The 13,127-nt window shown below is 32.9% G+C and carries 9 protein-coding genes and 1 pseudogene; 3 read left to right on the forward strand and 7 right to left on the reverse strand.

The genetic code is table 11. From position 1 onward, the window contains the following. The first annotated feature begins 76 nt into the window (after window positions 1–76). A complete protein-coding gene (locus SJY34_RS11855) occupies window positions 77–388 on the forward strand; it encodes a T9SS type A sorting domain-containing protein (RefSeq protein WP_400075910.1) in 312 nt (103 codons plus the stop codon). 64 nt (window positions 389–452) lie between these two features. Here SJY34_RS11855 and SJY34_RS11860 read toward each other — a convergent pair. The 7 genes and pseudogenes from SJY34_RS11860 to SJY34_RS11890 all read right to left on the reverse strand — a co-directional run bounded on the left by SJY34_RS11860 (window position 453) and on the right by SJY34_RS11890 (window position 6,937). Beyond that, window positions 453–1,167 (reverse strand): annotated as a pseudogene (locus tag SJY34_RS11860) (3'-5' exonuclease). Between the two features lie 3 nt (window positions 1,168–1,170). Further along, entirely contained in the window at window positions 1,171–2,325 is a 1,155-nt protein-coding gene (locus SJY34_RS11865; RefSeq protein ID WP_400075912.1) for a serine hydrolase domain-containing protein, read from the reverse strand. A gap of 33 nt (window positions 2,326–2,358) precedes the next feature. Further along, on the reverse strand, window positions 2,359–2,835 hold the full coding sequence (locus SJY34_RS11870) for a methylated-DNA--[protein]-cysteine S-methyltransferase (RefSeq protein WP_400075914.1): 477 nt from the start codon (window positions 2,833–2,835) through the stop codon (window positions 2,359–2,361). Continuing rightward, entirely contained in the window at window positions 2,835–3,953 is a 1,119-nt protein-coding gene (locus SJY34_RS11875; protein WP_400075916.1) for a CNNM domain-containing protein, read from the reverse strand. Before SJY34_RS11875 ends, SJY34_RS11870 begins: the two co-directional genes overlap by 1 nt. A gap of 141 nt (window positions 3,954–4,094) precedes the next feature. Beyond that, on the reverse strand, window positions 4,095–4,736 hold the full coding sequence (locus tag SJY34_RS11880; RefSeq protein ID WP_400075918.1) for a hypothetical protein: 642 nt from the start codon (window positions 4,734–4,736) through the stop codon (window positions 4,095–4,097). A gap of 106 nt (window positions 4,737–4,842) precedes the next feature. Beyond that, on the reverse strand, window positions 4,843–5,529 hold the full coding sequence (locus SJY34_RS11885) for a response regulator transcription factor (RefSeq protein WP_400075919.1): 687 nt from the start codon (window positions 5,527–5,529) through the stop codon (window positions 4,843–4,845). 13 nt (window positions 5,530–5,542) lie between these two features. Beyond that, window positions 5,543–6,937 (reverse strand): sensor histidine kinase, encoded by a 1,395-nt coding sequence (locus tag SJY34_RS11890; protein WP_400075921.1) that lies wholly within the window; start codon window positions 6,935–6,937, stop codon window positions 5,543–5,545. A 620-nt stretch (window positions 6,938–7,557) separates the two neighbouring features. On the opposite strand from SJY34_RS11890, the gene SJY34_RS11895 reads away from it, so the two are divergent. Both SJY34_RS11895 and SJY34_RS11900 read left to right on the forward strand, forming a co-directional pair. Continuing rightward, window positions 7,558–10,239 (forward strand): MG2 domain-containing protein, encoded by a 2,682-nt coding sequence (locus tag SJY34_RS11895; RefSeq protein ID WP_400075923.1) that lies wholly within the window; start codon window positions 7,558–7,560, stop codon window positions 10,237–10,239. Between the two features lie 203 nt (window positions 10,240–10,442). Next, window positions 10,443–13,106, forward strand: a complete 2,664-nt coding sequence (locus SJY34_RS11900) for an MG2 domain-containing protein (RefSeq protein WP_400075925.1) — start codon at window positions 10,443–10,445, stop codon at window positions 13,104–13,106. Window positions 13,107–13,127 lie beyond the last annotated feature (21 nt).

Here is a 13,127-nt window from a genome sequence, read left to right on the forward strand (position 1 = left end):
TCAGGAAGTTCTACCGCGTTAAGTATTTCTCTTTCTAATATAAGTTTTTGCGCACAAAATTCTAATTCAGTTGCTAATGAAAACAATACTTCAATTAGTAATGTGGGTAATACACAAATTAGAGCTTTTGATGTTTTTCCTAACCCTGCAAAATCAGAAGTTAAATATTATATTAGGATTAAATGGCGTAAACAATGAAGGAATAAATATTGTTTTGAACATTTATGATTTAACAGGTAAAATTGTTAAACGTCAACAATGGTCTAATTTATCAAACTCAAGTTTTGAGAGACAGATAGATATATCGTCTTTAGAAAGTGGAATTTATATGATTGGACTAGAATCATCAGCAGGTACAAGAGAATTTAGAAAGCTTGTAAAAGAGTAAATCTATTTAGAAAATAGTTTTATCATAATGAATAAAAACCCAGAAATTTAATTTCTGGGTTTTTCTATATATGCTTTATTTCATTATCATGAAGTAATTCATCACCTCTTAGCCTTAAGAAAATTTGAGCCACTGCAATAGTATCTTTTTCGCAATAGGTAATAATACGATCTATTTCTTTGTCTTGATAATATACGCGATACACTTCGCTACCATCAATATCATCTTTTGGAGAAGGAATGCCTAAAACATTAGTGAGTAACTTTAATGAGGTGTACGTTTTATAGTCACCAAATTTCCAAAGCTCTAAAGTATCTAGATGAGGAACTTCCCATGGTTTTTTACCGAAGAGATTGAGTTTGTATGGTAATTCTATATTGTGAATTATCATACGTCTTGCGATATAAGGGAAGTCGAATTCCTTACCATTATGAGCACATAGCAAGTGCTTATTAGAACTAAAATGAGAAATTAATAGATTTTTAAAGTCTTTTAGAATTTTAATCTCATCTCCATAAAAAGAAGTCACTCTAAAGGTTCTAATATCTCCTTCCATTTTAAAATACCCAACAGAAATACAGATTATTTTTCCGAACTCAGCCCAAATACCAGCTCTGTCATAAAATTCTTCAGCTGTAAATTCTTCTTTACGTTGGTAACGTGATTTAGCAGACCAAAGTTCTTGTTTGGTTGTATCTAAATCAGAAGAAATTTTCTGTTTCAGGAACGGTTTCTATATCTAAGAATAAAATATTTTCTAGGTTGAGTTTTGATATCATATCTTACTTATTTAACATCTCATAAGCTTCAAATAGAAGTGAATAAAAGTCAGCAGAATGTGGGTCTATATCTGGGTTAGATTTTTCGATACTATGACCAAGTCTTACAACAATGACATTGTCTTCGGGTATAACAATTACATACTGACCTAAATGCCCACGCATATAAAACACCTCTTTTTCATCAAAGCTAGCGAGCCACCAACCATAACCATATTGTGGGCTGTCACTAAAGCGTGGTTTTACAGATTTAGCTACAAAAGTAGAATCTAATATTTGTCTGCCGTTCCATTTTCCGTGATCTTTAAATAGTTTTCCATAACGCGCAAAATCCTTAGCGTTACTAGCTATACAGCAATAAGCTTTTACCAAATCATGGTCTTCACTATCTACCTGCCAAAGCGTTTCATTTTCGGCACCAAGTGGTTTCCAAAAACTTTCTTCAAAATAATCGTACATTTTTTTACCACTGGCTTTTTCAATAACCATGGCCAGCATCTGTGTATCACCACTAGCGTATTTAAAGCTTTTTCCAGGATCTGTTTCCATTTCTAAGCCATTCATTACTTTGGCTAAATCATCATCAAAGTATGCACGTGTGGTTATGGATAGTGGTGAATAATAGGCTTCATCCCAATTGGTACCAGAACTCATACTCGATAAATCTCCAACTGTCATTTTTGCCGCTTTACCCTCGCAAAAAGCTGGTAGAAAATCGCAAACCGGTTGATCTAAACTTTTTATATAACCATCTTGAATGGCCTTTTGCATCAATCCAGAGACATAACTTTTTGCCATTGAGAAGCTATTAGATTTAGAATTTTCATTAAAACCATCGTAGTAATTTTCGAACCAAATGCTGTCATTTTTTATGATTACAAATGCAATAGTTCCGGTTGCTGTATGTATTGATTCTAGTTCTGAAGTTTCTGCTACAGTATTATAGTCTTTATGGTTTGGCCAAGGTTGAGGTGTTGCAATATCGATTTGCTGATTATCAAATTCTTTATAATCTTCTAAGAAGGCAGTTGTATGACCTTTCATATAAATAGTTCGCACAGCTTTTATAAGGTAATCCGTGTCTGTTATGTATAAAACAGCCACAGTAAGTACAAGTAAAACAACAATGAACTTGAAGGTTTTTTTCAGAAATTTCATAAGTATGATTTAAAACTTAAATATAATGAAAGTCTAATTAAAAAGAGTTTGCTGTTTGTATTCACTTTCGTGATTAAGCAACCATTGCTTTCTATACAGTCCACCAGCATAACCCGTTAAACTTCCATCGCTACCAATGACACGATGACAAGGTATGATTATCCAAAGTGGGTTTTTACCATTTGCATTTGCTACAGCTCTAATTGCTTTAACGTCTCCTAGTTGTTTTGATAGTTCTAGGTAAGACATAGTTTTGCCATATGGAATAGTTACTAGTTGATTCCAAACGTTTTTTTGAAAAGTCGTTCCTTCAGGATTGAGTTTTAAATTGAAGGCTTTACGTTCATTTTTAAAATAAGCTTTCAGTTGAGTAACACATTCTAAGAGCGATTCAGGGATAATATCAGATAATCCTTCTTCAGTATCTAATATTGAAACTGAAGCAATACCATTGATATCTCCAACAATTTTCGCAATACCAAGAGGTGTCTCAATAAAGCAGCTTTGCATTACTCCTTGGGATTATCATTTTCTATTAGTCCCAACCGTTTGGCTCTAGTTTCCCAGCTTTTTCTGGCAAGCATTTGTAGATCTGAGACGTTATCGCTTTCGTCCATAATTTCGAGCCCAAGTAGTGTTTCAATGACATCTTCCATAGTTACTAAACCACTTACTGAACCATATTCATCCACGACTAAGGCTAAGTGATTTCTACTTTCTACAAGTTGCTCAAATAATGTTGGAATAGGTAAATTACGATTTACAATAATGATAGGTCTTTTGATTTCTGATATGGGTTTAGAACCGTTACCAAGAGCCATTTCCTTAAATACTTCAGCTTTTAAAACTAAACCAGTAATATTATCTGCATCATTTGTGTATACTGGAACACGAGAAAATCTAATATTAGAGTTTGTTTTAAAAAAAGCTTCAACGGTCATGCTTTCATCCTCTGTTTTCATTACAGTGCGAGGAGTCATTACATCTTTGGCTTGTACCTCTTTAAAGGTGAGTAAGTTTTTAATGACTTTACTTTCATTTTCTTCAAAAACACCTTCTTCGTGTGCAATTTCTGTCATGGCTACAAAACCTTCTCTGCTTAAAACACTACCATGCCCTTTTCCTCCGATAAGTTTTGTGGTGAGTTGAAGCAACCATAAAATACCTGTCCATTTTAATGGAAAAATTAAAACATTAAGTGCCTTTGTTGTGAAATTCGCTAATTGTTTCCAATAAGTAGCGCCAATGGTTTTTGGAATAATCTCAGATGCTACTAAAATGAGAATAGTCATAATCGTAGATACTACACCAACCATAAGTTCTTCTGTAAATTCAACGCCTAAAATAGAACGTTTTGTACTACCATATAGCTCTACATAAGCGACTTTGGCCTGTACACCCACTAAAATGGCACCAACTGTATGTGCAATAGTATTAAGTGTAAGAATAGCAATTAAGGGACGATCTACATCCTTTTTTAATTCCTCTAAATCGTTGGCATACCCTTTACCTTCTTTCTTTTTAAGATTGAGAAAGGTTGGAGTAATACTGAGCAATACAGCCTCTAAAATTGAACATAAGAATGAAAAGAAAATTGATATAACAGCGTAAAAAATGAGTAAGCCCATTAATGGTATTGAAGTTTTAGTTGGCACAAAGTTACAAAATGAATAGCTAAACAAGCTACAGAATTTTGGTTCTTAGCTTTTTGCATAAAAAAAGCCTCTTAACTATTCAGCTAAGGGGCTTTTTACTTTGATTGATTGTTTTTAATTTTTACCTGCACGTTTTGCTTCATGTTCAGCTCTCTCCAATTCGCGTTTTGCTCTTTCTAATTCTCTTTCAGCTCTTTCTATATCTCGTTTAGCACGTTCAGCTTTTTTGGCTTCTTCTTTTTTAGGATCTGTGCCAGAGATAAAATACTTTAGGTCATTACCTAATTTGTTGATTTTCTCAGTAAAGCCTTTTGATGCTACTTCTGTGTCCACGTACATTCTGAGATGTCCTTTGGTTAGTTTACATTCAAAAACTTCATCTCCACTTTGACTATCTGACCATAAATAGGTATTGCCATTTATAGTAAGATTTCCTTTTCCTAATTTATCGATTAACATGGCTTTTACAGCATCATTTTTAGATTTATGATAACTGGCTCTAAATTTGTAACTGTCATTTGAGATAGAAATAGACACAGAACTGTTGCTCTTAACATCGTCATCATTATCTATTGAAATAGAATATGATGTACCAGAGGTTGTTTTGGTCTTTGGCGGTTTTGGTGGATCTGGAACTGTTTGCGCTTCAAGGCTAAATGTTGAAAATAAAGCCATAGCTAGCATTAAACAAACTGTTCTTTTTACATCTACAATTCTGATGCTTCTTTTTACTTTTTTTGATTTTTTGAAATTCATAATATTCGTTTTTAATGATTGAATGATACAAATGTAGCTGGCAGAATTGATTAAAAAAAGAAAATGCTAGGCGTTAACCTAGCATTAACCAAGTATATATGCCGTATTAACTTACCTTAAATTCTAAGCCAACATTTCTAATGCTTTCAATAGAAATAGAAGGGTCTTGCTTAAAATATTTGCGGAGTCTACTGATGAAAACATCCATACTACGACCAGAGAAAAAATCATCATTTTCCCAAACGGATTTTAAAATATCTTCACGTTTTAAAAGTTGGTTTTTGTGATTGAAGAGAAATAAAATAAGTTCACCTTCTTTTTGAGTGAGTTGTTTTTTGTAATCATTACAATTGAGTTCTAAACGCTTAGTATCAAAGCTGTAAGTTCCTATTTGTATAATTTCGGCTTGTTGCAATTGCGTTGATGCTTTTTCAGTTCGCTTTAGAATGTTATTTAGTCTCAAAACTAGTTCATCGGCTTCAAAAGGTTTTACGATATAATCATCAGCACCAAGTTTAAGACCTTTGATTTTGTCCTCTTTAAGCTTTCGTGCTGTAAGGAAAATAAAAGGGGTTTCAGGATTTAGATCTACCACTTTTTCGGCTAATGTAAAACCGTCCATTTTTGGCATCATCACATCAAAAACGCAAATATTATAAGTTCCATTTTTAAATAATTCTAGTGCCTCTTTTCCATCTTTTGCCCAAGTGATTGTATAACCCGAGATTTCTAAATATTGTTTTAGAATATTTCCGAAATCTAAATCATCTTCTGCTAATAGAATGTGTTTCATAGTGCTAGATTTTTTAATTAAATGGAATAGTTAAAATAAAGGTTGTGCCTTTACTATCGTTACTTTCGACAGTAATTGTCCCGTTATGTGCTTTTATAATTTGACTCGTGTAATAAAGCCCAAGGCCCAAACCTTTTACGTCATGTATTTCCTTGTTTCCAGCTCTAAAAAATTTGTCAAACACCTGTTTTTTATCTTTCTCAGAAATTCCAATACCATTATCATTAATCGAAATTTTTAATTCTGTTTCACTCTCAACATTGCAATCGATTACAATAGTATCTCCTGAATATTTTACTGCATTTTCTAGAATATTTAAGAGCGCTGTTGTGGTAAAGAATGTATCAAGATTTATGGTCTTCTTTGTGATTGATAAATTTCTGTTTAATGTCATGTCATTAGCCTTAATTGATAACATAAAATCATCTAAAACAGTGTTGACGTAATCTTCTATATTAACGGATTCTTTTTTAAGCTGAATCTCCTGATATCCTAAACTATTATTTAGCACTTGGTCAATAAGTTTCTGGAGTCTTTTATTCTGACGATCAATGGTATTTATAGTGTTGTCAACCAACTGAGGTTGTTGTTTTACCTCATCTTTATTGAGCATTTTAGTTGCTAGAGTTAGTGTTGCTAAAGGTGTTTTTAACTCATGTGTAATATTATTTACGAAGTCTGTTTTTATATCTGCGATTTTCTTTTGCATAATTAGGCTTTTGATGGAATAATAGAGTAGCCCAATAACCACTGCGAATATGAGTAAGGATAATAATAAAAGGCCTAGCATCTGTTTGAAGACAATTTTCTTCCAGCCAGCAATATCCATTTTATCTTGAGTTTGAAAGATTAAATAGAAAAAAACTTCTTTGTTTTCCCCATTAATGATTCTATTTGAGGTATGATCAGTTTCCCAAAGCGTAGTACTAACACCTAAAGCATTTTCTTCAGGTATTGGATCACCCAATATAATTCGCTTATTGGTTTTTTCAACATCAAAAATGGTGTCATTTTGTATAGAGTCTAGTAAAGTAATGGCTTTAACTTTTTTATGAAATTTTATACCATAAGGAATATTATTTTTTACCAGTTCTTTTTGATATTCTACTCTGTAAGTATCATTAATAGAGTCTATTACAAGTTCTAAGCTTTTGACAACATCTTCTCTTTCAACGAGATCGAATTTGTAATCTACTAGTGTATTAATAAAGTTTTCTTGCCAAAAGTCTGCAAGTGAATCTAAGGCTGGTGAGAAATCGTCTATTTGAGAAATAGAGCGTCTGGTTTCAGTAATAAAAGCCTTCTTTTTTAATTTATATGTGTTGTTTATTAGATAGCCTTGAATAATAGAAAGTGCTATTAGACCAAGAATTGAAACTATAATTAAAAGGTTGATTTTTCTTTTCATACGATACCGTAAGTTAAAAATAAAACAGAGTTTACAGTTTTTAGGTTGATTGATTTTCTGATTGATGAATTGGTAAACTCTGTTTTAAATTAAGAATCATTGTCTAAAACGTCTTTTGGTATTCCAGTTATACGCTTTAGTTCGTTGATCTCTTTCTGTGATTTGATTGTTGTTTAAAGTTCTCATGATTTTTTGATTTTAGATACTGAAACGAGTTCAGCACAGGTTGATGATGGTACAAATCTATAGCCAAGAACTAAGAGAAAAAAGGAAATTGGTTAAGTTAACCTAGCATTAACCTTAGTTTTATTTAAATCCCAGTATTTACCGTTATTGTAAAAGCAAAGGTAAAATTTGTATTAACTTTAAGTATTCGATTATATTAATATCAATGATGTTTAGGTGTTGTATTTTAGGAACAATTATAATGTTAGAGATGATATTTGATCTCATTTTGTAAATATTTTCGTATCTTCTAAACTCAATTACAGATACATTAAACCTATTAAAATTAAGAGGTTATGAGGATACTGACTACTTTTTTTTCACGGCTATTTCTTCTGAGTGTTTTTGCGACATCATTAAACGCCCAAGTGGTTAACAACATTACAAAGCCCTCTTTGACCAAGTCTAGCTTAGCAGAAAAGATATACCTTCAGATAGACAACACCTTATATCAAACAGGTGAGAGAATTTGGTTTAAAGCCATAGTTTCAAAGTCTTATGACAACAGTCTATCAGATGTCAGCGAGATTTTGCACGTAGAACTGATAGATTCTAATGAGGCTATAATAGAGAAAAAACTATTAAAGTTAAAAAGCGGAACAGCTAGTGGTAATTTTGAATTACAAAAAAGCTATAAGACGGGAAAATATCTAATAAGAGCTTACACGAACTGGAACCGAAACTTTCAGGAAGACTTTATGTTTAGCCAATCGATAGATGTATTTAACTTAGATGAAAAAGTAAAGCCTAAAAACCCAATAATAAATGTCGTTGTGAACACTGGTGAAGATAAGATACTTACAGCAGACATCAATCCAAGAGTTATTAATCCGAGACACAAAGGGGACTTAAAATTATATATAGATACTGGCAATACCATAGATTCTGTTGAACTTAATAAGACCAAGGAAGGTATCTATAAGTTAAATTACACCTTACCAGAAAATACAACACAGACAAAATTAAGTTTTAATAAAGGGGCTTCGGGTAAAATATTCGAAGCTGATGCTTTAGAAAGTTACAGCAAAACCATAGTAATAGACAAAGATTACCTAGATGTTCAATTTTTCCCTGAGGGAGGAAAACTAGTCAACAACCTATTAAGCACAGTAGCTTTTAAAGCTATAGATTACCAAGGTTTAGGCTATAAAATATCTGGACAGATAAAAAACGGACAGGGCAATGCCATTACCAGTTTTAATAGTAACAAATTGGGTATAGGAACCTTTAAGTTATTACCAAAAGTAGGGAACAACTACTATGCAGAAGTTAGTATGAATGATGTGGTTTATAAATATAATTTACCAAAAGCTAAAAATACAGGTAGTGTTTTGTCTGTAGTTCGATTAAAAGATGACATCAGGATTTTATTAGCCTCAAATAAAAAAACAGAAGGTGATATTAGAATACAAACGGAATCGCGAGGTGTAAAATATCATGATTTAAGTTTCGAGAACAAAGACGCCATCACAACATCAATTTCATCAAAATCGCTTCCAGAAGGTATTGTTAAGATTAGCGTTATAGACGATAACAAGCGAGTTATCAGCGAACGTCTAATTTTTAACACCAAACCAAGCAATCGCTTAACATTAGATATAAAAAGCGATAGGGATAGCTATAGTCAAAGGGAGAAGACAAGCTTAAAGATAAAGTTGGACAGTCTACAGGCACCAGAAGGGACAAGTTTATCGGTTTTGGTCATCGATAAGGAAAGAGTCGATGCTTCAAGAAATTACAAGTCCAATTTAACATCCCATTTACTACTGAGTTCAGAGCTAAAGGGCTTCATTGAGAACCCAAGCTATTATTTTGATAGTACAAACTATGATAGCGCCCTCGATTTAGATGCATTATTACTAAGTCAGGGTTGGCGTACTTATAAATACCAAAAGACATCGTCTAATACTTACTATGCCTATAAACCAGAAAAACGTCTTGTAGTTTCTGGTACAATCGGAGAGTATTTTAACCCAAAAAAGCGACCAAAAAAGCCTTTGGACCTCAATATGTTTGTCTATGGAGAACCAGTTGATGTTTATAAGCAAGAGATAGACTCTAGTGGCAGATATCGTTTTGAAATAGAAGATATCTATAAGCCCAACACAGAGCTTTTTATGCAGGTAGTGGATAAAAAGGGGAAACCTATAGATTTTGGGATTAACATAGATAAAAAGTGGAATCCAAAGATAGAATTTAAACAAGAACGAACAGTTGAGTTACCAAGTGAAATTGTATCAACCTTTACAGAACGCGAGGAAACAAACAATAAGATACAGCGAGATTTTGAAGTAGCTCATAATACAGTAGCTCTAGATGAAGTTAATATAAAGGGCTATAAATTAACACCTGAAAGAGTAGAATCTATCGAGCGTAACGGTGAACCATCTGCCGTTATTGAAGGTGAGGAGCTAAGAAAAAAAGCACCAAAAAGAGAATTTGGTATTTATAGTGTTTTAGAAGCAATGTACCCAAACCTTGTTAGGATTGAACGAGTTGGTAGATATGGACAAGTAATGATTGCTACTGTTGTTGGGTCAGATTTGACGCTAGTTTTATTAGACGGCAAACCTGTTCACCTTGAAGATTATCGATATTTAGCCAATATTCCTATAAATGACATAGAAAGTATAGATTTAATTAAAAAGGCAAAAAGGCCTTCACAATATCTTGGCGATGTATGGTATAGACCTCTTATTTTAAATGGTACAGCTGGTGATCGAGCCCCTAAAGTTTTAAGCTATATTCATATATACACATTTTCAAAGAATGGAATAAATAAAAACACGGACCTTAAAGGTGTACTTACAAATACTATAAAGGGATTTTCAGAGTCCGTAGAATTTTACACCCCAAATTATGAAACATTATCTAATCAAGATTGGGTGATACCAGATAATAGGAGCGTAATACACTGGTCACCCAATATAACATTAGATGCTAATGGCGAATATATTTTAGAGTATTATAATGACGACCATGTTGGTGAAGTCTCAGTAATAGTCGAAGCTATTTCTAAAGATGGTAAAATAGGATATGTTGAGAAAACCTATACTATTAAAGAAGCTGAGAGATAGGAATAAAATTGTACCAATAATGATATTTAATATTATTTCGTAAATATTTTCGTATCTTCTAAACTCAATTACAGATACATTAAACCTATTAAAATTAAGAGGTTATGAGGATACTGACTACTTTTTTTTCACGGCTATTTCTTCTGAGTGTTTTTGCGACATCATTAAACGCCCAAGTGGTTAACAACATTACAAAGCCCTCTTTGACCAAGTCTAGCTTAGCAGAAAAGATATACCTTCAGATAGACAACACCTTATATCAAACAGGTGAGAGAATTTGGTTTAAAGCCATAGTTTCAAAGTCTTATGACAACAGTCTATCAGATGTCAGCGAGATTTTGCACGTAGAACTGATAGATTCTAATGAGGCTATAATAGAGAAAAAACTATTAAAGTTAAAAAGCGGAACAGCTAGTGGTAATTTTGAATTACAAAAAAGCTATAAGACGGGAAAATATCTAATAAGAGCTTACACGAACTGGAACCGAAACTTTCAGGAAGACTTTATGTTTAGCCAATCGATAGATGTATTTAACTTAGATGAAAAAGTAAAGCCTAAAAACCCAATAATAAATGTCGTTGTGAACACTGGTGAAGATAAGATACTTACAGCAGACATCAATCCAAGAGTTATTAATCCGAGACACAAAGGGGACTTAAAATTATATATAGATACTGGCAATACCATAGATTCTGTTGAACTTAATAAGACCAAGGAAGGTATCTATAAGTTAAATTACACCTTACCAGAAAATACAACACAGACAAAATTAAGTTTTAATAAAGGGGCTTCGGGTAAAATATTCGAAGCTGATGCTTTAGAAAGTTACAGCAAAACCATAGTAATAGACAAAGATTACCTAGATGTTCAATTTTTCCCTGAGGGAGGAAAACTAGTCAACAACCTATTAAGCACAGTAGCTTTTAAAGCTATAGATTACCAAGGTTTAGGCTATAAAATATCTGGACAGATAAAAAACGGACAGGGCAATGCCATTACCAGTTTTAATAGTAACAAATTGGGTATAGGAACCTTTAAGTTATTACCAAAAGTAGGGAACAACTACTATGCAGAAGTTAGTATGAATGATGTGGTTTATAAATATAATTTACCAAAAGCTAAAAATACAGGTAGTGTTTTGTCTGTAGTTCGATTAAAAGATGACATCAGGATTTTATTAGCCTCAAATAAAAAAACAGAAGGTGATATTAGAATACAAACGGAATCGCGAGGTGTAAAATATCATGATTTAAGTTTCGAGAACAAAGACGCCATCACAACATCAATTTCATCAAAATCGCTTCCAGAAGGTATTGTTAAGATTAGCGTTATAGACGATAACAAGCGAGTTATCAGCGAACGTCTAATTTTTAACACCAAACCAAGCAATCGCTTAACATTAGATATAAAAAGCGATAGGGATAGCTATAGTCAAAGGGAGAAGACAAGCTTAAAGATAAAGTTGGACAGTCTACAGGCACCAGAAGGGACAAGTTTATCGGTTTTGGTACTTGACAAGGAAAGAGTTGACGCTTCAAGAAATTACAAGCCTAGTTTAATATCTCATTTACTGCTTAGCTCAGAACTTAAAGGCTTCATTGAAAATCCAACCTATTATTTCGATAGTACAAACTATGTTAGTGCCCTTGATTTGGATGCGTTATTACTAAGTCAGGGTTGGCGTACTTATAAATATCAAAAGATCTCGGCCAATACCTATTATACATTTAAACCAGAAAAACATCTTGTAGTTTCTGGTACAATTGGAGAGTATTTTAACCCAAAGAAACGACCAAAAAAACCTTTAGACCTCAATATGTTTGTCTATGGAGAACCAGTTGATATTTATAAGCAAGAGATAGACTCTAGTGGTAAATATCGTTTTGAAGTAGAAGATATATATAAATCTAATACAGAACTCTTTATGCAGGTTGTAGATAAAAAGGGGAAACCTATAGATTTTGGGATTAACATAGATAAAAAGTGGAATCCAAAGATAGAGTTTAAACGTGAGCAAATGGTTGATTTACCAAGCGCGATTATATCTTCTTTTACAGAACGTGAGGAAACAAACAATAAGATACAGCAAGATTTTGAAGTGGCGTATAATACAGTAGCCTTAGATGAGGTAAAACTCAGGGACTATAAGTTAACACCTGCAAGAGAGGAGTTTATTGCTTTACATGGTGAGCCAGATGTAGTTTTAAAGGGCAAAGAACTAAATGAAAAAGCACCAGATTGGAACTATGGACTTTTTAGTGTTTTACTGTCCAAGTACAAAGATGAGGTAGCGGTTATTTCTGTTGGCCCACCACTTGGCCGAAAGTGGTTAATGGCAAAAGTTAAAAACTATGACTTTACCTATATATTAGTAGATAACATTCCGGTGTTTAAAGATGATTATCCAAGGATACAAGACTTACCCGTAGAAGAAGTTGAAAGTATTGATATTATAAAAAAACCTAAAGACAAGAATAGGTATTGCCGAGATGTTTTTGGTTTTGTGAATTCATGCCCAGAAAGAGTAGCTTTGATTAATATATATACATATTCAAAAAGTGGTCTTTTTGGTACAACAAGAGCAAAAGGTGTTTTAACCAGTAATATTCAAGGATTTTCCGAGTCCGTAGAGTTTTACTCCCCGAATTACGAAACACTTTCAAACCAAGATTGGGTGATACCAGATAATAGGAGCGTAATACACTGGTCACCAAATATTACATTAATTTCTGAAGGAGAATATACTTTAGAGTATTATAATGACGATCATATAGGTGAAGTCTCTGTGATAGTTGAAGCTATTTCTAAAGATGGAAAATTAGGATATATTGAGAAAAACTATATTATTAAAGAAGCTGAGCGCTAAATTAATTAGAATTAGTACTAA

This window comes from Winogradskyella sp. R77965, assembly GCF_044594915.1.
Taxonomy (GTDB): domain Bacteria; phylum Bacteroidota; class Bacteroidia; order Flavobacteriales; family Flavobacteriaceae; genus Winogradskyella.

Coding starts and splice junctions, on each gene's coding strand:
- SJY34_RS11855 (WP_400075910.1), top strand. CDS start 77: ATGAAAACAATACTTCAATTAGTAATGTGGGTAATACACAAATTAGAG.
- SJY34_RS11865 (WP_400075912.1), bottom strand. CDS start 2,325: ATGAAATTTCTGAAAAAAACCTTCAAGTTCATTGTTGTTTTACTTGTA.
- SJY34_RS11870 (WP_400075914.1), bottom strand. CDS start 2,835: ATGCAAAGCTGCTTTATTGAGACACCTCTTGGTATTGCGAAAATTGTT.
- SJY34_RS11875 (WP_400075916.1), bottom strand. CDS start 3,953: ATGGGCTTACTCATTTTTTACGCTGTTATATCAATTTTCTTTTCATTC.
- SJY34_RS11880 (WP_400075918.1), bottom strand. CDS start 4,736: ATGAATTTCAAAAAATCAAAAAAAGTAAAAAGAAGCATCAGAATTGTA.
- SJY34_RS11885 (WP_400075919.1), bottom strand. CDS start 5,529: ATGAAACACATTCTATTAGCAGAAGATGATTTAGATTTCGGAAATATT.
- SJY34_RS11890 (WP_400075921.1), bottom strand. CDS start 6,937: ATGAAAAGAAAAATCAACCTTTTAATTATAGTTTCAATTCTTGGTCTA.